This is a genomic window from Entomohabitans teleogrylli (assembly GCF_001484765.1).
Taxonomy (GTDB): Bacteria; Pseudomonadota; Gammaproteobacteria; order Enterobacterales; family Enterobacteriaceae; genus Entomohabitans; species Entomohabitans teleogrylli.
In genome coordinates, this window is sequence record NZ_KQ947386.1 from 1 (window position 1) to 20,532 (window position 20,532).

At 53.5% G+C, this 20,532-nt stretch carries 19 protein-coding genes, 1 tRNA gene and 2 pseudogenes; 4 read left to right on the top strand and 18 right to left on the bottom strand.

The genetic code is table 11. The features are described from left to right. Positions 1–344: 344 nt before the first annotated feature. From AQ981_RS12040 to AQ981_RS26910, 3 genes and pseudogenes are all read right to left on the bottom strand, one after another. Positions 345–812, bottom strand: coding sequence for a GNAT family N-acetyltransferase (locus tag AQ981_RS12040; RefSeq protein WP_058911995.1), 468 nt, complete (start codon positions 810–812; stop codon positions 345–347). Between the two features lie 70 nt (positions 813–882). Further along, a pseudogene (locus tag AQ981_RS28105) lies at positions 883–1,025 on the bottom strand (IS3 family transposase); the annotation flags it as partial. Between the two features lies 1 nt (position 1,026). Further along, positions 1,027–1,502: pseudogene (locus AQ981_RS26910) on the bottom strand (transposase); the annotation flags it as partial. A gap of 245 nt (positions 1,503–1,747) precedes the next feature. Between AQ981_RS26910 and AQ981_RS12055 the strand changes: the two are divergent. After that, positions 1,748–3,118 (top strand): KAP family P-loop NTPase fold protein, encoded by a 1,371-nt coding sequence (locus AQ981_RS12055; RefSeq protein ID WP_058911997.1) that lies wholly within the window; start codon positions 1,748–1,750, stop codon positions 3,116–3,118. 406 nt (positions 3,119–3,524) lie between these two features. Here the strand turns inward: AQ981_RS12055 and AQ981_RS12060 are convergent. The 3 genes from AQ981_RS12060 to proB form a co-directional block, all read right to left on the bottom strand. Further along, positions 3,525–3,600: transfer RNA gene (locus AQ981_RS12060), tRNA-Thr, on the bottom strand. 112 nt (positions 3,601–3,712) lie between these two features. Continuing rightward, positions 3,713–4,966 carry a glutamate-5-semialdehyde dehydrogenase gene (proA, locus tag AQ981_RS12065; protein ID WP_058911998.1) on the bottom strand — a complete coding sequence of 418 codons (1,254 nt, stop codon included), beginning with the start codon at positions 4,964–4,966 and terminating at the stop codon, positions 3,713–3,715. An 11-nt stretch (positions 4,967–4,977) separates the two neighbouring features. Next, positions 4,978–6,081, bottom strand: coding sequence for a glutamate 5-kinase (gene proB / locus AQ981_RS12070; RefSeq protein ID WP_058911999.1), 1,104 nt, complete (start codon positions 6,079–6,081; stop codon positions 4,978–4,980). A gap of 350 nt (positions 6,082–6,431) precedes the next feature. On the opposite strand from proB, the gene phoE reads away from it, so the two are divergent. Continuing rightward, complete coding sequence (phoE, locus tag AQ981_RS12075; RefSeq protein WP_058912000.1) at positions 6,432–7,508, top strand: phosphoporin PhoE; 1,077 nt, start codon at positions 6,432–6,434, stop codon at positions 7,506–7,508. Positions 7,509–7,594: 86 nt separating this feature from the next. Here the strand turns inward: phoE and crl are convergent, their stop codons facing one another. The 3 genes from crl to gpt form a co-directional block, all read right to left on the bottom strand. Then, positions 7,595–7,993, bottom strand: a complete 399-nt coding sequence (gene crl, locus AQ981_RS12080) for a sigma factor-binding protein Crl (RefSeq protein WP_058912001.1) — start codon at positions 7,991–7,993, stop codon at positions 7,595–7,597. 57 nt (positions 7,994–8,050) lie between these two features. Beyond that, positions 8,051–9,298 (bottom strand): esterase FrsA, encoded by a 1,248-nt coding sequence (frsA, locus tag AQ981_RS12085; RefSeq protein ID WP_058912002.1) that lies wholly within the window; start codon positions 9,296–9,298, stop codon positions 8,051–8,053. Positions 9,299–9,404: 106 nt separating this feature from the next. Next, positions 9,405–9,863 (bottom strand): xanthine phosphoribosyltransferase, encoded by a 459-nt coding sequence (gene gpt / locus AQ981_RS12090; RefSeq protein ID WP_058912003.1) that lies wholly within the window; start codon positions 9,861–9,863, stop codon positions 9,405–9,407. Positions 9,864–10,119: 256 nt separating this feature from the next. On the opposite strand from gpt, the gene pepD reads away from it, so the two are divergent. Further along, on the top strand, positions 10,120–11,577 hold the full coding sequence (gene pepD, locus AQ981_RS12095) for a cytosol nonspecific dipeptidase (RefSeq protein ID WP_058912004.1): 1,458 nt from the start codon (positions 10,120–10,122) through the stop codon (positions 11,575–11,577). A gap of 52 nt (positions 11,578–11,629) precedes the next feature. On the opposite strand, the gene prfH is transcribed toward pepD, so the two are convergent. The 3 genes from prfH to dinB form a co-directional block, all read right to left on the bottom strand. Further along, entirely contained in the window at positions 11,630–12,247 is a 618-nt protein-coding gene (prfH, locus tag AQ981_RS12100; RefSeq protein ID WP_058912005.1) for a peptide chain release factor H, read from the bottom strand. After that, on the bottom strand, positions 12,244–13,383 hold the full coding sequence (locus tag AQ981_RS12105; protein WP_058912006.1) for an RNA ligase RtcB family protein: 1,140 nt from the start codon (positions 13,381–13,383) through the stop codon (positions 12,244–12,246). Before AQ981_RS12105 ends, prfH begins: the two co-directional genes overlap by 4 nt. Before the next feature lie 288 nt (positions 13,384–13,671). Further along, positions 13,672–14,727, bottom strand: coding sequence for a DNA polymerase IV (gene dinB / locus AQ981_RS12110; protein ID WP_058912007.1), 1,056 nt, complete (start codon positions 14,725–14,727; stop codon positions 13,672–13,674). A 145-nt stretch (positions 14,728–14,872) separates the two neighbouring features. Here dinB and AQ981_RS12115 point away from each other — a divergent pair, with 145 nt between their 5' ends. Continuing rightward, complete coding sequence (locus AQ981_RS12115) at positions 14,873–15,736, top strand: glycerophosphodiester phosphodiesterase family protein (RefSeq protein ID WP_249226310.1); 864 nt, start codon at positions 14,873–14,875, stop codon at positions 15,734–15,736. Positions 15,737–15,800: 64 nt separating this feature from the next. Here AQ981_RS12115 and nqrM read toward each other — a convergent pair whose 3' ends face one another. From nqrM to AQ981_RS12145, 6 genes are read right to left on the bottom strand one after another with little or no spacing between them, the layout of a single operon-like run. Then, positions 15,801–16,025 carry a (Na+)-NQR maturation NqrM gene (gene nqrM / locus AQ981_RS12120; RefSeq protein WP_058912009.1) on the bottom strand — a complete coding sequence of 75 codons (225 nt, stop codon included), beginning with the start codon at positions 16,023–16,025 and terminating at the stop codon, positions 15,801–15,803. Positions 16,026–16,036: 11 nt separating this feature from the next. Continuing rightward, positions 16,037–17,260, bottom strand: a complete 1,224-nt coding sequence (gene nqrF / locus AQ981_RS12125; RefSeq protein ID WP_058912010.1) for an NADH:ubiquinone reductase (Na(+)-transporting) subunit F — start codon at positions 17,258–17,260, stop codon at positions 16,037–16,039. Between the two features lie 12 nt (positions 17,261–17,272). Next, positions 17,273–17,869, bottom strand: coding sequence for an NADH:ubiquinone reductase (Na(+)-transporting) subunit E (gene nqrE / locus AQ981_RS12130; protein WP_058912011.1), 597 nt, complete (start codon positions 17,867–17,869; stop codon positions 17,273–17,275). 3 nt (positions 17,870–17,872) lie between these two features. Then, on the bottom strand, positions 17,873–18,511 hold the full coding sequence (locus tag AQ981_RS12135) for an NADH:ubiquinone reductase (Na(+)-transporting) subunit D (protein ID WP_161969166.1): 639 nt from the start codon (positions 18,509–18,511) through the stop codon (positions 17,873–17,875). Continuing rightward, a complete protein-coding gene (locus tag AQ981_RS12140; RefSeq protein WP_058912012.1) occupies positions 18,504–19,298 on the bottom strand; it encodes a Na(+)-translocating NADH-quinone reductase subunit C in 795 nt (264 codons plus the stop codon). Before AQ981_RS12140 ends, AQ981_RS12135 begins: the two co-directional genes overlap by 8 nt. Continuing rightward, the gene (locus tag AQ981_RS12145) at positions 19,291–20,529 is read right to left on the bottom strand and encodes an NADH:ubiquinone reductase (Na(+)-transporting) subunit B (RefSeq protein ID WP_058912013.1); all 1,239 of its coding nucleotides are present in this window, start codon (positions 20,527–20,529) and stop codon (positions 19,291–19,293) included. The genes AQ981_RS12140 and AQ981_RS12145 overlap by 8 nt, the downstream gene beginning before the upstream one ends. Positions 20,530–20,532: the final 3 nt, after the last annotated feature.

The window sequence follows — 20,532 nt, forward strand, 5'->3', positions numbered from 1 at the left end:
GAATAACCGGTAACTGTCAGATCAGGTCTGAGCTAATACACTTTATCCAACAAAAAATCAAGTTCCATCTGAATACCTCTCTCCTTTTTCTGTTTTTACTACCATTCTGTAATCGTTACTGAACCTCAGGATCAGCCAACTTTGTGTTTGATGACAGGACTGTTAGTCTCACGCATGAGAATTACCTCGTATTTTGTATAAGGTTTCGACACCCATATCACAACCGGTAACTTTCGGCCTTTCAAGACCACATGTCAGATCACGTCGCAACTGATACACGTAAGCGTACGGTAAACCCATTTATCAACCAGTTCCGTCAAGTTTGATTAAAGGCAGAGATTTGATTACTCCTGCATATTTTTTATGAAAATCACTTTGTCTTCATTGATAGCATAGTAATTGCGTATTCTTGCCTCATTGATGAAACCTTGCTTGCTATAAAAGGCACGAGCCGCGTTAAAATCGATAAGGCTCGATGTCTCCACTAATAATAATCTGGCATGTTTATTTCGCAATTCTTTTTCGATCCGGTTAATCAACGCCTGACCAACGCCCTGACGCTGATGGGAAGGACTGATCCATAGCATCAATAGATTCCAGACATCACTGGTCATTACTTCCGGTGCGCAATATGCAATGCCCGCTAAGCCTTCTTGTTCGGCGCTAAACCATAACTCATCTGATTCACCAGAGAAATAATTTTTGAGAGTGTCCCGTACATGTAATAACCCCTCATCATCAAACTGACCACTTTTCTGTAACATGTCGAGCAATGGTTCTACATCAGAAGGTTCGACTGGACGAATAATCATAGAAATTCCCTTTTACACAATAGAATTAAACGATCAGTTTCAATTGTATAGCAGATTGATGCCAACTTGAGTTAAACAGATTATCCGACACAAAATCCATACTCCAGCACTGATCGATATGGCTCAGGACCGGACGTTGCTGGCGATGTGCTGCACTGACATGTCTGCGGGGGCGCTTTCTGCGCAGGTTGAGGCCTTCCAGACAGTAAATCCNCCCGCCGCAGCTGGATATGAATACGCGGACAGCCATAGCGTATCCGGGTTTCCGCGATCTCCCGGATACGCAGGGTTATTGCTCTGTCATCAGCCAACTCTGCCAGTGGTATACGGTTCTGCTCTGCATCAATAGCCCGCATCCCCGGCGAATGCTTATACGATAAGCCTCCCGCAGGAAATGCACCGCCTGGCGCTTCTGAGCCGGCCTCAGAACTTTTGCTTCAGTACCTCCTGCAACATCTCCTTATCCAGACTCAGATCGGCCACCAGTTTCTTCAGCCGCTGATTTTCATCCTCCAGATCTTTGATTCTTTTAATATCGGCCGCTTCCATCCCGCCATACTTTGCCTTCCAGTTGTAATAGCTGGCTTCCGAAATAGCGGCCTCACGGCACACATCCTTGACGGTACGTCCTGCTTCGACGGACTTCAATACGGCGATGATCTGGTGTTCAGTGAATCGGATCTTGCGCATAGCGATCTCCTCAGGGGACATAATCAGTATGTCGGAAGATCTCTAAAAGTGAATGGTTCGTTTTGCCGGGATACTTACACTCCACAATGACGGGCATAGGCTGATTTACTCATTGATGTCATTTAAACCTCATATAAGGGGAATTTACTTAAGTAACATGGGCAGAAAAATGTTGAATATTTCAGCCTAACTATATAATTTCTTTCTAGTTATAGATTTTCTATTATAAGCCAAAAGGACTACTTATGATACTGACAACTTCGGAAAATAGCTTCAATGATGGTTTTACTGATGATTCAGATTTATTTAATAGAAAACCACTATTTGAGCAAATAATGAGAGTTACACTACAAGCTCCAGATGAAAATCTTGTATTAGCTTTAGAGGACAAATGGGGTAATGGAAAGTCAGCCTTTGTTAAAATGATGACTTCAGAAATAAATTTACGGCACGATGATTTAAATATTATATATTTTGATGCCTACGAAAATGATTATCAAACAGATCCTTTCATATCGTTATCATCAGTAATATATGAAATGATTGAGGGCGAAAAAACACTCGCCCCTAAGCTTGGTGAAAAACTATTGAATGCCAGTAAGAAAATAGGTGTCTCAGTACTTTCTCACTCTGCAAAATTTGCTATTTCCGCAGCCACAGCTAATCTTTTGACAGCCACAAGCTTAGAAAAAGCAACAGATGCATTAACTGATTCGTTATCAAACCCCGTAGAGGAATACATAGCAAATAAAATCAAATCAGCCAAGAATGAAAGAAACAACATCATTTATTTTAAGCAAACCCTAGAGGAATTCTTCACTAAAACAAATAAAAAAAACCTAATTGTGATTGACGAACTCGATAGAGCAAGACCAGATTATTCATTAGATTTACTGGAAAAAATAAAACATATATTCTCTGTGAAAGGATTCGTTTTTCTCCTTGTCGTTAATCGGGATCAATTTGAGAAGAGTATTGAGTGCCGTTACGGAAACATCGATTCCAGACTATACCTTAACAAATTCATTCATTACTGGTTTAGCTTACCTAAAGTCACACGTAATAATGAAAGAGTAAAAGAGGGATATCAACAGTCAACAATGGAGCAGTATTTACTGTCTATAGATAAAAAACAAAGACTTCTAACAAGAGGAGGTCCTCTCGTCAATACGTTATCCATGCTTCTGGAAAATAACGGATGTTCTCTCAGAGAGGCTGAGCGTTGCTACTCAGTTTTTTCCGTGATTGATAATAAACATTTGATAACTGAAATGCCAGGAACAGTTTTTCAAGTATCCTTGGCATTGGTATGTTTCCTTAAAGTCTGCAGCCCTGCATTACTCGAAAAATTGATTAAAAAAACAATCACAGCTGAAAGAGTCATATCATCCATAAACATCCCTCAGAATGAAATAAATAAAAGCGAGCATTTTTATAAATTAAATTGCATTATTAACTATCATCTACTGACTGATGATGAAATGCGAGAGAGAAGACGAATTCCTAACCCGAAAGATTCCTTACTGCAGGAAATCGAAGGCAGCAGAAGCAGACGAATAGAATATATTGACAGTATTTACACTTCATTTAACAACATGACTATTTCTGACTTTTAACAACTCCCCCCCATTAGAATGGGGGGAGTATTTTATAGCGAACTTTTTTTGCCCCCTCAATCTCCGCCTAACAAACATCATCATTTGTGAATGTATACTGTAGGTAAACATATCCCTGTGAAGAACTGTTCGCTCTGGCTTCGATAGAAATAGCACCAATATTATTTTTTAGCGGCGTTTCTTTTGTTCCCTTCCAGATGGCGAATAGGAAGCGCTCTTTTTTATTTAGCCCCATCATCCAGTCCTGAGGCTCTTTCCAGATAGAACAGCATATACCCCCGGATATACCCCCAAAATGATGTAGATTAGGGGTACTTCGCTAGACCTCAAAATAATGAGAAAGGGCTTGAAGCTAGAGTATAGAAGGGTTCTTGAGGACTTGAGTAGACTTTGAGAGATGCTTAAATGGTGCCGGTAATAGGAGTCGAACCTACGACCTTCGCATTACGAATGCGCTGCTCTACCAACTGAGCTATACCGGCTTTCAGAAACGCTCACGAACGTGAAGCGCGGTGTAAAAGGTTAAGTAAAAGCGGGTGATGCGTCAATGGCTGCCTGATTCAAGCGGCTATTTTTACATCACCCGCCATTCCGTTAAGCACGAATGGTGTTATCGCCGAAACCGATCCACTTGTAAGTGGTCAACGCCTCCAGCCCCATCGGGCCTCTGGCGTGCAGCTTCTGGGTACTGACCGCCACTTCGGCGCCAAGGCCAAACTGGGCGCCATCGGTAAAGCGGGTTGACGCATTTACATACACCGCCGACGAATCCACCTCATTCACAAACCGATCGGCATTGCGCAGTGTGCGGGTCAGAATCGCATCCGAGTGCTGGGTACCGTGTTCACGAATATGGGCAATGGCCTCATCCAGTGACTCCACCAGCCTGATGTTCAGATCCAGCGACAGAAACTCATCGTCATACTCATGCGCCTGTACCGCAACCACCTGCGCCGGCCCGCCCGTCAGGCGCGCCAGTACGTTTTCATCGGCATGCAGGGTCACACCGCTCGCCGCCATTTGCTGGCTCAGCGCCGGCAGGAAGCTATCCGCCACGCCCTTGTGCACCAGCAGCGTCTCCACGGTATTACAGGTACTGGGGCGCTGCGTCTTGGCATTGACGATAACCTTCAACGCCGGCTCAATTTCCGCTGTTTCATCAACAAAAATATGGCATACGCCGATACCGCCGGTGATCACAGGAATGGTCGACTGCTCACGACACAGCTTGTGCAGGCCAGCGCCGCCGCGCGGAATCAGCATGTCGATATACTTATCCATGCGCAGCATCTCATTCACCAGCGCCCGATCCGGGCTTTCAATCGCCTGCACCGCGCCGCCGGGTAAACCGCACTCCTCCAGCGCCTGCTGGATAACCTTTACCGTCGCGGCATTGGTGCGCCAGGTCTCTTTACCGCCGCGCAGAATCGCCGCATTACCGGTTTTCAGGCACAGCGCCGCAACATCAACTGTCACATTGGGCCGCGCCTCATAGATAACGCCAATGACCCCCAGCGGCACGCGACGGCGCTCAATACGCAGACCGCTGTCCAGCAAACCGCCATCAATCACCTGCCCCACCGGGTCCGCCAGATTACATACCTGGCGCACATCGCCGGCAATTGCGCTCAACCGCTCGACAGTCAGAGACAGACGATCGATCATCGCCTCGCTCAGGCCATCGGCGCGGGCCTGCGCCACATCCTGGGCGTTAGCCTGCAGAATCTCCGCCGCCTGCGCTTCCAGATAATCAGCGATTCTTTCCAGCACGCGGTTCTTCTCTTTCGCGGAGAGCTGCGCCAGTTGATAAGAAGCCGCTTTCGCCGCTTTGCCCATTTGTTCCAGCATTGGCCCGCTCCTTAATTCACAATCATGTCGTCACGATGGACAGCCACCGGACCATATTCGTAGCCCAGAATAGCATCAATCTGCTGCGAGTGATGCCCGGCGATACGCCGCAGCGCATCGCTGTTGTACCGGCTGACGCCGTGGGCAATATCCCGCCCTTCGGGACTGCGAATACGAATCACCTCCCCGCGGGAGAAATTCCCCGTGACGCTTTTAATCCCTTTTGGCAGCAGAGAGCTTCCACGCTCAACAATCGCAGTACGGGCGCCGTCATCCACCACCAGTTCACCGGCAGGCGGCGCGCCAAAGATCCAGCGTTTACGGTTTTCCAGCGGCGACTGCGGCGGATGGAAGCAGGTACCGACGGAGATCCCCTCCATCGCATCGCAAATCACCTCCGGACGGCTGCCGGCGGCAATGATGGTTTCGATCCCGGCGCGCCCCGCGACATCCGCAGCCTGCAGTTTGGTGCCCATCCCGCCGGTCCCGAGTCCAGAAACGCTGTCGCCGGCGATGGCGCGTAAGGCATCGTCGATCCCATAAACGTCTTCGATCAGTTCCGCCGTGGGATTGGTGCGCGGATCGGCGGTAAACAGCCCCTGCTGATCGGTCAGTAGCAGCAGTTTATCGGCGCCGGCGAGGATTGCCGCCAGCGCGGAGAGATTATCGTTATCCCCCACTTTGATTTCCGCGGTCGCGACGGCGTCGTTTTCGTTAATCACCGGCACTATCTGGTTGTCGAGCAGCGCGGTCAGGGTATCCCGGGCGTTGAGAAAGCGCTCGCGGTCTTCCATATCGGCGCGGGTCAACAGCATCTGACCAATATGAATACCGTAAATGGAGAACAGCTGTTCCCAGAGCTGAATTAACCGGCTCTGCCCTACCGCGGCCAATAGCTGTTTAGAAGCGATGGTCGCCGGAAGCTCCGGGTAGCCCAGATGCTCACGCCCGGCGGCAATCGCGCCGGAGGTCACAATTACAATCCGATGCCCGGCGGCATGCAGGCGAGCGCACTGGCGAACTAACTCCACGATATGGGCGCGATTCAGGCGCCGCGAGCCCCCGGTTAATACACTGGTTCCCAGCTTCACCACCAGCGTCTGGCTGTCACTCATGATTTTCTGCCGTTTCAATACACAAAGAGTAAAACGCTCTCCTGCGCCCCGGCGGATCCAACGCGGTAGCCGGCAAAGCGCAGAGAACAATGTCCAGATGACGTTGTAACAGGACTCGCCCTGCTTGCCAACTGGCGCGAAAAAAAAGCCCGGCAAAAGTAAAAAAACCGCTTAGCGTAGCGGCAAATGATGACTTTCCGATGACTGTTTCACTGAATGACAGATATTTCATCATTTTCTCAGTTTGTCATAAATAGTTCATTCCCGGCCGTTAAAACACCAGGTGAAATTTTCGTGGGCCGATGGCCCTGATGATTAGCGCGTTAGTAAATACAAAACGGAAACCCGAAATGAAAAAGCAGACTCTGGCATTAATGGTGATGGCTCTGATGGCGACAGCGCCGACACAGGCCGCGGAAGTGTTTAATAAGAACGGTAACAAGCTCGATTTATATGGCAAGGTGAAAGCCATGCACTATATGAGCGACGATACCGGTAAAGATGGCGATCAGACCTACGTACGCTTTGGCTTTAAAGGCGAAACCCAGATTAACGATCAACTGACCGGCTACGGCCGCTGGGAAGCCGAATTTTCCGGCAACAAAGATGAGAGCAGTTCTACCCAGAAAACCCGCCTGGCGTTTGCCGGCCTGAAACTGGCTAACGTGGGCTCCTTTGATTATGGTCGTAACCTCGGCGCGCTGTACGACGTCGAAGCCTTTACCGATATGTTCCCGGAACTCGGCGGCGACTCCTCGGCGCAGACCGACAACTTTATGACCAAGCGCGCCAGCGGCCTGGCCACATACCGTAATAATGACTTCTTCGGTCTCGTGGATGGCCTGAACCTGTCGCTGCAATATCAGGGTAAAAACGATCGCGCCTATAACAAAGCCAACGGCGACGGTTTCGGAACCTCGCTGAGTTACGATTTTGGCGGTAGCGATTTCACCCTGGCCGGCGCTTACACTAATTCGGACCGCACCGACGTTCAGGAAGCCAAAGCGCTGGGCAAAGGGAAAACAGCCGAAGCCTGGGCCACCGGCCTGAAGTATGACGCCAATAATATCTACCTGGCGGTGATGTACTCCGAAACCCGCAACATGACGCCGATTAACGGCAGCAGCGCGGCGCTGCAGGGCGCGGCGAACAAAACCCAGAATATTGAGGCGGTCGCTCAGTATCAGTTCGACTTTGGCCTGCGCCCTTCTCTGGGTTACGTGCAGTCAAAAGGGAAAAATATCGAAGGGGTCGGCGATCAGGATCTGGTGAAGTATATCGACCTTGGCCTGACGTATTACTTTAACAAGAATATGTCAGCATTCACGGAATACAAAATTAACCAGATTGATAAAACCCAGACCACCAAAAACATGAAGATCAGCGCCGATGATATTGTCGTCGTCGGTATGACCTACCAGTTCTGATCGAAAAGGCCCTTCAGTCTACCTGAAGGGCCTCTCTGTGCCGTCCCAAAACCCATCCCACTAAATAATGGCGCGAATGATCGATTTCAGGCGCGCAGCTTCACCGGCTGGTCGACATCCGCCGCCGGCAGTAAGCCTAGTTCCATTGATGCCAGCAGGCTGCGCAGGCGTTCGTGGAAATCCCGCAGCGTCTGAGCCAGTTTATCGTCGACCTCTTTATCCTTGATCGTCGTGGCTTTCCAGTTGCCTTCTTTATCAAACAGGCCGAACTGATAAACATAGGTGAAGTGTTTTTCCTGAGCCTCCAGCTCCATCCACCATCCCCAGAATTCGCGTTTTTCCGGCGCCGGCTTTACGTTCACACAAACCGCCAGGCAATCGAAGAAGAAACGGTTGTTTTCACACTGCTCCTCCCGAATGTAGGGGCCAAGCGCGTGGAATTTTTTCATCAGTCGGCTTTTCGGATGTCCACCTGGTAACGTCATTGCGATCTCCTGTTGTGAAGCAAATGTTTTACCAAACCCATAAAATTTATCAATCTATTAACTTAAATGATATTTAAGCCAGGAAGCAATCTCATTCAATGCTTTGTCAAAATTCTTATACACTGGCTGGAACGGAATCGATAGCAATTTACCGTCTGAAGATGACGAGGTGATTAAGCGTGATTCCGCTTCCGGGCTAAACGGATCGTTGGCCCAGTAGCCGGACAGCATTGGCGTCGGGCAGCGACGGCCCAGCAGACCCTGAGTCTTCAGAGAGTAGCGATTGAGCTCCACCCGTAGCGCATTGTCGGAGGCATCCGTCATCCCCAGACGGCTGGCCAGCACGTCAAGGTACATTTCCGGTACCCGCCCCTGCTGTAAAGGATCATTTAATAAACTGTGCACCACCGGCCCCAGACAGGCCACCGCCCTGAGGCGTGATGCTTCCAGATAGGCCAGCCGTACCGCCACATTCGCCCCGAAGCGAAAGCCGAAGGCCGCGACACGGGTATGATCGACCCATGGAATATCCGGCAGCGCATTCAACACATGCTGGTGTAACAGACTGGAATCCTGGGTGAGCTTCCACTTCACCGAATAACCCACCGATGGCATATCTATCGTCAGCATCGCAATGCCGGACGGCGCCAGATAGCGCTCAAACAAGGTGTGATAATCGCTCTGCAACGCATCCAGACCGCCGCATACCAATACCGTCGGACACGGCCCCTGCACGCCGGCGGGCAGATGCAGAAATCCGGTAATCGCCACGCCGCCAGGAATCGGAAATTCCAGCTGGCGCAGCTCGCCGGCCAGCCGCGGCGCGGCCTCTTCGTAGGCCCGATTGGCCAGCACCTGCGCCTGATCGGCCAGTTCATCGCCCTTGAGGTGTGGATAAGCGGCGATACTGTACAGGTTGGCCGCCATCAGCCAGTATTTACCACGCAGGGTTTGATCGTCTGTCTGATTAGCTTTCTGTTGCCAGGACATGGCCTGCTTCGACCACTCAAAAATCCAGTTGCCGCTGCGATAGCCGATTACCGTATCGTAGAGATCGTCATCGGTACGCTCCGCCGGGCTGCAAACGATACGCGCCTGAACATCCATGATTTCCCGGGGATCGACCCCGCGCCAGATCCACAGTAAACGGTTGATCAGCCGATACCAGTGGGGCACGGTTTCCCCGTCCAGAGTGGATTGTATCTTCGGCGTCCCCTGAGGTTGAAAACGGCGCACCAGCGTCGAAGTTTCCGGGTGCCTGAAACGGGGCTTGAACAGGGTTTCGCTGAGGTTTGCTTTGGACATCGTTTTCCGCCTCTATCAATACATCATCGTTGTATTGTACCTGCCCGGCGGCCAAAAAAAATAAACGCCCGGCACTGCCGGGCGTTTATCGCATTTATCATCCTGCTTAGCGGCCAGCCAGCGGCGGCACAAAGCTAACGCCCATATCCCAGGGCTGCTCAATCCAGGTGTTCTGCGGAATATCGATCACATAGTCATCAACCAGCGGCTTACCGGCCGGTTTGGCGAAAATCGTTACGAAGTGGGCTTTCGGGTACATTTCGCGGATAGCCACCGCGGTGCCCCCGGTATCCACCAGATCGTCCACGACGATAAAGCCTTCACCATCGCCTTCAGCGCGTTTAATCACATTCAGTTCGCGCTGATTATCATGGTCGTAGCTGGAGATACATACGGTGTCCACATGACGAATACCCAGTTCGCGCGCCAGCAGGGCGCCGGGCACCAGGCCCCCGCGGCTGACAGCGATAATGCCTTTCCACTGTTCAGCAGGCATCAGACGACCTGCCAGTTTACGGGCGTGAATCTGCAACATGTCCCAGGTGACAACGTATTTTTCGCTCATGTAAATATCCCAGCCTGTTAAAAACGGCTTAAAAAGTGTTCAGGGGAAACCAGGTTGCGCGAGATTATAGAGATCTGAGGGCGTAAAAACCAGTGTTGCGCAATCGCTGGCAGGGTTTTTACATGCCCCCTGGTCCATGCCCGGCAATAAAGTGGTATCCTCAAATTCATCGTACAAGCGTGGCTTGTGGTGTGTTTCATTCTGCTAACTCAGTGACCTGCAGCCCTGTTTTGCAGGCAAATCCGGGAGACTTATCGTGTCTGAACTGTCTCAACTATCTCCGCAGCCGCTGTGGGATATTTTCGCTAAAATCTGCTCCATCCCTCACCCGTCCTACCACGAAGAACAGCTCGCCGCGCATATTGTCGGCTGGGCGCAGGAAAAAGGTCTGCACGTAGAGCGGGACAGCGTCGGCAATATCCTGATTCGTAAGGGCGCCACCGCCGGTATGGAAAACCGCAAGCCGGTAGTATTACAGGCGCATCTGGATATGGTGCCGCAGAAAAATAACGATACTGTTCACGACTTCACCAAAGATCCTATCCAGCCTTATATCGACGGCGAATGGGTCAAAGCGCGCGGCACCACCCTGGGCGCCGACAATGGCATCGGCATGGCTTCCGCGCTGGCGGTGCTGGCCGATGACAGCGTGGCCCACGGGCCGCTGGAGGTGCTGCTCACCATGACCGAAGAGGCCGGTATGGACGGCGCCTTTGGCCTACAGGCCGGCTGGCTCCAGGCCGATATTCTGATCAACACCGACTCTGAAGAAGAGGGTGAAATCTACATGGGCTGCGCCGGGGGGATCGACTTTATCACCACCCTGAAACTGGAGCGCGAAGCGGTTCCGGCAGGCTATCAGGCTTTTAAAATCACCCTGAAAGGCCTGAAAGGCGGCCATTCCGGCGGTGAAATCCACTTAGGACTGGGCAATGCCAACAAACTGCTGGCTCGCTTTCTGTTCGACCATGCGGCAGAGCTGGATGCCCGCCTGGTGGACTTCAGCGGCGGTACGTTGCGCAACGCCATTCCCCGTGAAGCCTTCGCAACCCTGGCAGTGCCGGCGAACAAAGCAGCACAGTTGAAAACCCTGGCCAGCGCCTATCTGGACGTTCTCAAGAACGAACTGGCGGAAAAAGAGAAGAACCTGACGCTGCTGGTTGAAGAAGGCGCGGCGGACAAACCGGCGTTGAGCGCGAAAAGTCGCGATACCTTTATCAACCTGCTGAACGCCACGCCAAACGGCGTGATCCGCAACTCCGATGTCGCCAAAGGGGTGGTGGAAACCTCTCTTAACGTCGGCGTGGTGACCATGGATGACGGGCAGGCGGAAATCATCTGCCTGATCCGCTCGCTGATCGACAGCGGTAAAGATTACGTAGTCGGTATGCTGGAATCCCTCGGGCGTCTCGCTGGCGCGAACACCGCGCCGAAAGGCGGCTACCCGGGCTGGCAGCCGGACGCCTTTTCGCCGGTGATGCATCTGGTGCGGGAAACGTACCAGCGTCTGTTCAATAAAACCCCGAACATCCAGGTGATTCACGCTGGCCTGGAGTGTGGTCTGTTCAAGAAACCCTATCCGGAGATGGATATGGTGTCGATTGGGCCAACCATTACCGGTCCTCACTCCCCGGATGAGCAGGTGCATATTGAGAGCGTCGGGCACTACTGGACACTATTAACGGAACTGCTAAAAGCCATTCCGGCGAAGTAAGCGCTTAAGCGCTAACGAAAGCCCACCTGACGGTGGGCTTTTTAATAGATGATTATTTCACAGGTGTGAACCCTTCACCGTGAAATATCCGCTGCGGATTACCGCGCTCAATCTGATGGTGAAATAATCTGCGCTGCGCCTTCAGCGCCGCCTGCTGCTCCTGCCGGTGTTGTTCCAGACGATGCGCAATCAGCATTAACGCCAGCCTTTTATTGGCGTGCTGGCTACGCTCGCTTTGCACCCTGACGCTAATACCGGACTCAACGTGAGTGGCGCGAATCGCCGACTCGGTTTTATTCACGTGCTGGCCGCCAGGACCGGAGGCGCGCAGCGTGTCAAACCGAATCGTCCCATCCGGACCCTCTGCCGCCGGTGAAAACGCCGCCGCGCCGATAAACCAGTTTTTCCGCTGGCTTCCCGGTCGGTAAGGACTTTTGCACACCCAGAGCAGCGAGCCACACCATACCTCAGCCAGGTACTGCGCCTTAGCGCCTTCCAGAACCACCAGCGCCGAACGGAGCGTTCCCGACACCCGGCCGGGCAGTTCTTCCAGCACGGTTATCGCCACGCCATGGGTCCGGGCTTCCAGGCTCAGCCGCGCCAGCGCTTTACTGACCGCCAGACAGCACTCATCCGGCCCCTGGGCAGAAGAAAGTTGCAGTAATATCATGCACTTCTCTCCCCGCTGGTTTTCCAGGTCAGCAGCGGCCTGAGGCGCGCCACCGGCTTTGCCAGACCGGCCTGTACCAGGCAGTCCAGCACACTGTCCACCGACTTATACGCCTGAGGCGCCTCCTCATAAATCAACTGGCGATCGCGGCAGATAACCCGGCTACCCAGTGCGGTACGGCTAAGCTGCTGCGGCGAGAATTTTGCTGACAGCCGGCCTTTGCATTCGGTACGCATCCATTTTCGACCAGCGCCGTGCGCCAGCGACCACAGACTTTGTTCACAGGCTGTGGGCTGGAGCAGATAGCTATAGTCACCGCGCGACCCCGGCAGAATCACCAGTCCCTTATCAGATGGCGTAGCGCCTTTGCGATGTAAAATGCCCTGAATATCGCCCAGTTGGGCGGGCTCAAGCAGATTATGAAACAGATCGAGTAACCGCTCCCCCTGCGCCCGGAACTGTTCCAGCAAACGTCCGGCGATAAGCTGGCGATTCAGGCGGGCAAACGCCAGCGCGGCATCATGATCGCGCAGATACCGCTGCGCCTCCGGGCTACCGATTTCCAGCCCGTGGTGCGAAAAACGGGTTATATGATGCTGCAGGATATGCTGCCCGACGCCGCGCGATCCGCTGTGCACCAGCAATAACAGCTGGTGCACCTGCACCCCGGCCTGACTGGCGACATCGCTATCAAGCAACGTCTCAACCTGCTGGAACTCGGCAAAATGATTGCCGCCGCCGATAGAGCCCAGCGCAGCGCGAAACGGATGCCGGTAAAAATCGTCTTCCAGGCGTTCGTCAAGCCAACTGCTGGCGGCGATATCCGCCATCCCCTGCAGACGCTTTTCCAGTTTATCGAGGTTCAGCCGTCGCGCGACCAGGTCCGTTTGCCACAGCCCCATGCCGCAGCCGATATCATTTCCCACCAGCGCAGGATAAAAACGGCCAGCGGAAAAACAGGCCGCGCCTATCGGGTATCCCCGACCGGGGTGCAGATCCGGCATGCCAACCACGCGCAGCATGCCCGGTAAACTGGCGGTGTGATTTAGTTGTTGAAGTGCGGAACTTTCGATCCACAGATTTTCTGACGCAATCCAGGAGGCGACGTCAGATAAAGGACGAATAATATTGCCCATATACCAATCCATGTAAGGAATAGAGTGATAACCAAAGAATTGGCAGATTCTGCCAGGGCAATAGCGAAGCGAATTACTGCTGGCGAGATCTGCAAAGGGAAATCAGGTCATGTGTCATCATGGTGAACCTCCTTTGCTGTTGAATGGAAAGATAAAAAGTGCGCGTATAATAATCATCGCCCTGGTGAAAGGCAACCGCTAATCGCCGTTACGCTACAGGGAAGCCTTTTTCCATCGGGCATGGCCGGATACCACCGCCAGTGCTCCTCTGAGCGCGAAAATTTCCTCTTATAGCCCCAGCACCAACTGACGCTCAAGCTGTGGATCGAGCAGCGTCACGTGCAGACCAACCAGACGCACGCCCCGACCGGCGCGCCGCTCTTGCCAGGTTTTATAGGCAGTCGCCAGCAGGTCGGCTTTATTGAGTCGCGGCCAGACGTGCTCCTGGGTGGTGAGTTGAAAATCATTAAATTTCAGTTTTACCCCCTGGCGGGCGATCAGCAAGTCAGGCCGAAGCTTCGCCAGACGGCGTTCCAGCTCCGGGTAGAGCCGTTCAATCAGCGCCTCGCACTCCGACCATGAGTGAATATCCTCGGCCAGAGTACGCTCCACGCCGACCGACTTGCGCAACCGGTCATTATGCACTTCGCGTTCGTCAATGCCGTGGCAGCGTTCCCATAATATCCGCCCGAACTTGCCGAAGCGTTTCAGGAGCAAAGCCAGATCGCTCTTCTGTACATCGCCGCAAGTGCGCAGCCCGAGGTTCTCCAGTTTTGCGGCGGACACTTTGCCGACCCCGGGAATCTTCCCCAACGGCAACGTCTGAAGAAATGCCGGGACCTGCTGCGGAGTAATCACATACTGACCATTTGGCTTATTCAGATCGGAGGCAATCTTGGCCAGAAATTTCACCGGCGCCACCCCCGCAGAGGCGGTGAGCTGTAACTCCCGCCAGATACTCTGGCGAATCTCCGCCGCAATCAGCGTTGCCGAGCCGTGGCAATGTACGCTGTCGCTGACATCCAGATAAGCCTCATCCAGCGACAGCGGCTCAATACGCGAGGTATAGCGGGAAAAGATATCGCGGATATGGCTGGAGGCCTCTTTGTAGGCATCAAAGCGCCCCGCCAGCAGGGTAAGATGCGGGCAGAGTTTAAACGCCATCGCGGTCGGCATGGCGCTACGCACGCCATATTTGCGCGCCGGGTAGTTAGCGGTACTGATCACGCCGCGCTGCTCCCGGCTGCCGCCTACCGCCAGCGGGATATCACGCAGGGCCGGATTATCCCGCATCTCCACTGCGGCATAAAAGCAGTCCATATCGACGTGAATAATTTTGCGCATTCCAATCGGCCCGGAAAATAAACTGTATGCATATACAGTATAACGTAAATAATCGCCGCGACAATCTCCCCATAGTGCATTAACTGTCACATCGCTGTGTTACATCACAAAGCATGATTTTCAGGGCATATAAAACAGGAGGTTATTGATGAAATTTATTCTTGCACTATTAACAATGGTTGCCAGCTATTGTTCCGCGGCGCCCCAGCTTATCGCCCACCGCGCAGGCACCGCCGACGCGCCGGAAAATACCCTGCCGGCCATTCGCCTGGCGCTGGAAAACGGCGCCGACGCCATCTGGGTCACGGTCCAGCTCAGCAAGGACGGCGTGCCGGTACTGTATCGCCCCGCCGATCTCAGCGCTCTTAGCGCGCAGCGCGGACCTGTCTCCGGCTTCAGCGCGGCGCAGTTAGCCAGCGTCGACGTCGGTGAGACATTCACCGCCGACAGTCAGTCGTGGCGCGGTAAAGACGCCACTATTCCAACTCTCGACAGGGTACTTCGCGAGTGGCCGGAAACCTTTTTCTATCTCGATATCAAGTCTCCTGACGCAGACCCGCAGATGATGGCGAGCAGATTGCTCGACGTGCTGGAACAAACCCACAGCCTGAAGCGGGTCAGGGTCTATTCAACGGAGGATAAATATCTGCAGGCGCTGGCGCCATCAATCCCGCGCTTTGTCACTCGTAGCGAAACCCGTACCCGGCTGGCGGATATTTCCCTCTCCCACCATTGCCAGGCGCCGGCGACAGCGCAGACTGACTACTGGTATGGGCTGGAACTGAACCGTAAGGTAACGCTCGTGGAAAAATTCACGCTTGGCGAAGGCGCCTCACCGGCGACCCTGACCTGGGATAAAGAAGCTATGGATTGTTTTCGTTCGCAGGGCAACGCCCATATCCTCTTCTTTGGCGTCAATAGCCCCGGGGATTACCGCCGGGCCATCATGTTAGGGGCCGATGGCGTGATGGTGGACTCTCCACGCCAGTTTGCCGATCGCGCCAGATAAACTTTTTCTGGCAATTAAAAAGGCCGGGTGTTTCCACCCGGCCCTGACTGAATAACGCCAGTAATCACAAAATGCGATTGTGCTGTAACTTCGCCTGGCGTTCCGCCTCCGCCATACGCGCTTTACGCGCATCGCAGGGCTCCGGGCAATCACAGACTTTTTCCATACCCAGCGCCGAGATACCGCCGCAGCTCCCCTGAATACTTTTACGCTTTATCATCCAGCCAAGCGACATACCCAGAATCACCAGCAGAAAAATGACAAAGGTTGCCAGGAATACGGTCAGCATTGTTGCCTCCATCAGCCGCCAAAGTCATCGAGCATGATGTTTTCATCCTCCACGCCCAGGTCTTTCAGCATCTTGATCACAGCAGCGTTCATCACTGGCGGCCCACACATGTAGAATTCACAGTCTTCCGGCGCCGGATGGTCGCGCAGATAGTTCTCATACAGAACATTGTGGATAAAGCCGGTGTACCCTGTCCAGTTATCTTCCGGCAGCGCATCGGAAAGCGCGATATGGAAGGTAAAATTCGGGTTTTCCCGCGCCAGTTGCTCAAACTCATCTTCATAGAACATTTCACGTAGCGAACGCGCGCCGTACCAGAAGCTAATCTTCCTGTCGGTCTTAATACGTTTGAGCTGATCGAAAATGTGCGAACGCATCGGCGCCATACCGGCACCGCCGCCGATAAACACCATTTCCGCCTCCGTCTCTTTGGCGAAGAATTCGCCGAACGGCCCGGAAATCGTTACCTTATCACCGGCTTTCAGCGACCAGATATAGGAAGACATGATACCCGGAGGCGCATCCGGCGCCGAAGGCGGCGGCGTAGCGATACGCACGTTGAGCATGATCATGCCCTTTTCTTCCGGATAGTTAGCCATCGAGTAGGCGCGCACACACGGTTCAGTCACCACCGATTTATAACGGAACAGATTATATTTGTCCCAGTCGCCGCGATACTCTTCCGGCACATCAAAGTCGGCATAATCGACGGTATGCGGATCGCACTCAATCTGAATATAGCCACCGGCGCGGAACGGCACTTCTTCCCCTTCCGGAACGCGCAGTTTGAGCTCTTTGATAAAAGTGGCTTTGTTATCATTGGAGATAACCTCACATTCCCACTTTTTCACCCCGAAAATTTCTTCCGGCAGCTCAATTTTCATATCCTGTTTTACCGCCACCTGGCAGGCCAGACGGCAGCCTTCTTTCGCTTCACGCTTCGTGATGTGAGAAAGCTCGGTCGGCAGAATATCACCGCCCCCTTCCAGGATTTTCACCCGGCACTGGCCGCAGGAACCGCCGCCGCCGCAGGCGGAGGAGATAAAAATCCCCTGCCCGGAAAGGGTGTTGAGCAGTTTGTCCCCCGCCGGAGCGCGGAACTGTTTGTCGGCGTCGTCGTTAACTTCAATTAACACGTCGCCAGAGTTTACCAGCTTCGATTTGGCAAACAGGATCAGCACCGAAAGTGCCAGAACAATCAGCGTGAACATGGCCACGCCAAGCATAATTTCCATAACGTTCCGCCCTTATAGCTGCACACCGGAGAAGGACATAAAGCCCAGCGCCATCAGACCAGTGGTGATAAAGGTTATCCCTAAGCCGCGCAAACCTGCCGGCACATTAGCGTACTTCATCTTCTCGCGAATACCGGCCAGCGCCACAATCGCCAGCAGCCAGCCGATACCAGAGCCGACGCCATAAACGATGGATTCGCTGAAGTTGTAATCGCGCTGAACCATAAAGGAGACCCCGCCAAAAATGGCGCAGTTCACGGTGATCAGCGGCAGGAAGATCCCCAGGGCGTTATACAGCGCCGGGAAGTAGCGATCGAGGATCATCTCCAGAATCTGTACTAACGCGGCAATGACCCCGATAAACGTAATGAAGTTCAGGAAGCTCAGGTCAATCCCTTCAACTAACGCGCCATCGCGCAGGATCAGGTTGTAGACCAGGTTGTTAACCGGGACGGAAATCCCCAGCACCACCGTAACGGCAATCCCGAGACCGAATGAGGTCGCCACTTTCTTCGATACGGCGAGAAACGTACACATACCGAGGAAGAACGCCAGCGCCATGTTTTCGACAAACACCGCGCGCACAAACAGGCTAAGGTAGTGTTCCATCGATTACTCCTTTTCCTGCTGTGCGGGTTTGTAGGTACGAACCGCCCAAATCAGCAGACCGATAATAAAGAACGCGCTGGGCGCCAGCAGGAACATACCGTTCGGCTGATACCAGCCACCGTTTTGCACGGTTTCCATGACGGTGATACCGAACAGCTTGCCGCTGCCAATCAGTTCGCGCAGGAAGCCGACAATCAGCAGAATCACCCCATAGCCCAGACCGTTACCGATACCGTCCATAAAACTCGCCAGCGGAGGCGCTTTCATGGCATAGGCTTCAGCGCGCCCCATGACAATACAGTTGGTGATGATAAGCCCAACGAAGACCGACAGCTGTTTGGAGATCTCATAGGCATAAGCGCGCAGGATCTGATCCACCACAATAACCAGCGAAGCAATGATCGCCATCTGCACAATGATACGCACACTGTTCGGAATATGGTGACGAATCAGTGAGATAAACAGGTTGGAGAATGCCGTTACCACGGTCACCGCAATGGTCATTACAAACGCGGTTTCCAGTTTGGTGGTTACCGCCAGCGCCGAACAGACCCCAAGGATCTGCAGGGTGATGGGGTTGTTGTCCACCAGCGGGGAGACCAACACCCGCTTAATTTCTTTCATGTCGCCCATTTCAGCCATTATTGAGCACTCCTTCACGTACCTGCTTCAGGAAAGGACCAAATCCCATTTCGCCCATCCAGAAATCAAAACTATGCTGAACGCCATTTGCCGTCAGGGTCGCGCCGGAAAGCCCGTCCACGCCGTACTCATCGCCAGCGCGCGCACCGCCTTTCACCAGTTTCAGCGCCGGCATCCCCTGGTCATCAAGCAGCTTTTTACCCACCCACTGCTTACGCCAGTTGGGGTTTTCAATTTCACCACCCAGCCCCGGGGTTTCCCCCTGGTCATAGTAGGTAATGCCTTTCACGGTACGGCCATCCGGTTCAAGGGCCACAAACGCATACATCATGGACCACAGACCGTTACCGTATACCGGCAGAACCAGCTCCTGCACACGCTGTTGTTCATCGCGCACCAGGTAGATTTCGACGATATTGCTGCGCCGCTTAATGCCGGCGACATCCTGATTGCTGCTCAGGGCAATGCTTTGCTGCGGATCTTTCAGCGCCTGCCCCTGGTCGAACTTAGCGGGATCCTCATCCAGCAGAGCGCCGCTCTGCAGATTCACCAGCCGCGAGGTAATACGCGAATTGAAGGTTTCGCGTACCGCTTCGCCGCTCATTCCCGGTTGCAGCAAACCAGCGACATCCAGGATATTGCGCTGTTTATCCAGCAGTTTTTGCTCCTGCTGACGCGCTTTTAGCCCAACCGCCGAGCCAGCCACCACCACGGAGCAGACCAGGCAAAGTATCAGCACCACCAGCAGGGTTTTGCCGATGCTATCGTTACTTTTCATCTCAGCCACGCGACATCCTCCGCTTGATATTGGCCCGCACCACCAGGTAGTCAAACAGCGGTGCAAAGAGGTTGGCGAACAGAATCGCCAGCATCATCCCTTCCGGATAGGCCGGGTTGACCACACGAATCAGTACACACATCACGCCGATCAGTGCGCCATACCACCACTTTCCTTTATTCGTAAAGGAGGCGGAAACCGGGTCGGTCGCCATAAACATCATCCCGAAAGCAAAACCGCCCAGCACCAGATGCCAGTACCACGGCATCGCAAACAGCGGATTGGAATCGGAACCAATAAGGTTGAAGAGTGTGGCTGTCGCCACCATCCCCACCATCACCCCGGCCACAATGCGCCAGGAGGCCACGCGACCAAAGATAATGATGGCGCCGCCGATAAGGATCATCAGCGTGGAGACTTCGCCAATCGAACCCGGGATATTACCGAGGAAGGCGTCCATCCAGCTCACCGACTGCCCGGTGACTTCGTTGATCAGGCTGGCGCTACCGCCGCTGGCCCACTGGGAGAGAGGCGTCGCGCCGGAATAGCCATCCGCCGCGGTCCACACCAGGTCCCCGGAAATCTGCGCCGGATAAGCAAAGAACAGGAATGCGCGCCCCGCCAGCGCCGGGTTCAGGAAGTTACGCCCGGTACCGCCGAAAATTTCTTTGGCCACCACCACGCCAAAACTGATGCCGAGCGCAGCCTGCCAGAGCGGCAGAGTCGGCGGAACGATCAGCGCGAACAGAATCGAAGTAACAAAGAAACCTTCGTTAATTTCATGCTTGCGGATAATCGAAAACAGCACTTCCCAGAAGCCGCCGACCAGGAACACGGTCAGGTAGATGGGCACGAAGTAAATCGCCCCCAGCGTCATCATGCTCAGCCACCCGGCGTCCGGCGCGAAGCTGACGCCCAGCATCTGAGCGACGCTGTAGTGCCAGTCGCTACTGATAACCTGCTGTAACTGCTCCGCGCCGTACATTTTATTCAGCGCCGGAATCGCCTGCAGGCCCACGTTGTACATGCCCCAGAACATCGCCGGGAAGACGGCAAACCACACCAGGATCATCATACGTTTCAGATCGATGGCGTCGCGCACATGGGAAGCGCCGCGGGTGACATGCCCCGGGGTGTAGAATACCGTATAGGTCGCCTCAAACAGCGGGTAATACTTTTCCAGTTTGCCGCCTTTGGTAAAATGCGGCTCCAGTTTTTCAAACAGATGCTTTAAGCCCATCAG

Coding starts and splice junctions, on each gene's coding strand:
- gpt (WP_058912003.1), bottom strand. CDS start 9,863: ATGAGCGAAAAATACGTTGTCACCTGGGACATGTTGCAGATTCACGCC.
- AQ981_RS12055 (WP_058911997.1), top strand. CDS start 1,748: ATGATACTGACAACTTCGGAAAATAGCTTCAATGATGGTTTTACTGAT.
- proB (WP_058911999.1), bottom strand. CDS start 6,081: ATGAGTGACAGCCAGACGCTGGTGGTGAAGCTGGGAACCAGTGTATTA.
- nqrF (WP_058912010.1), bottom strand. CDS start 17,260: ATGGAAATTATGCTTGGCGTGGCCATGTTCACGCTGATTGTTCTGGCA.
- proA (WP_058911998.1), bottom strand. CDS start 4,966: ATGCTGGAACAAATGGGCAAAGCGGCGAAAGCGGCTTCTTATCAACTG.
- nqrM (WP_058912009.1), bottom strand. CDS start 16,025: ATGCTGACCGTATTCCTGGCAACCTTTGTCATTTTTCTGCTGGTGATT.
- dinB (WP_058912007.1), bottom strand. CDS start 14,727: ATGCGCAAAATTATTCACGTCGATATGGACTGCTTTTATGCCGCAGTG.
- AQ981_RS12135 (WP_161969166.1), bottom strand. CDS start 18,511: ATGGCTGAAATGGGCGACATGAAAGAAATTAAGCGGGTGTTGGTCTCC.
- nqrE (WP_058912011.1), bottom strand. CDS start 17,869: ATGGAACACTACCTTAGCCTGTTTGTGCGCGCGGTGTTTGTCGAAAAC.
- frsA (WP_058912002.1), bottom strand. CDS start 9,298: ATGTCCAAAGCAAACCTCAGCGAAACCCTGTTCAAGCCCCGTTTCAGG.
- AQ981_RS12145 (WP_058912013.1), bottom strand. CDS start 20,529: ATGGGCTTAAAGCATCTGTTTGAAAAACTGGAGCCGCATTTTACCAAA.
- AQ981_RS12040 (WP_058911995.1), bottom strand. CDS start 812: ATGATTATTCGTCCAGTCGAACCTTCTGATGTAGAACCATTGCTCGAC.
- prfH (WP_058912005.1), bottom strand. CDS start 12,247: ATGATATTACTGCAACTTTCTTCTGCCCAGGGGCCGGATGAGTGCTGT.
- phoE (WP_058912000.1), top strand. CDS start 6,432: ATGAAAAAGCAGACTCTGGCATTAATGGTGATGGCTCTGATGGCGACA.
- AQ981_RS12105 (WP_058912006.1), bottom strand. CDS start 13,383: ATGGGCAATATTATTCGTCCTTTATCTGACGTCGCCTCCTGGATTGCG.
- crl (WP_058912001.1), bottom strand. CDS start 7,993: ATGACGTTACCAGGTGGACATCCGAAAAGCCGACTGATGAAAAAATTC.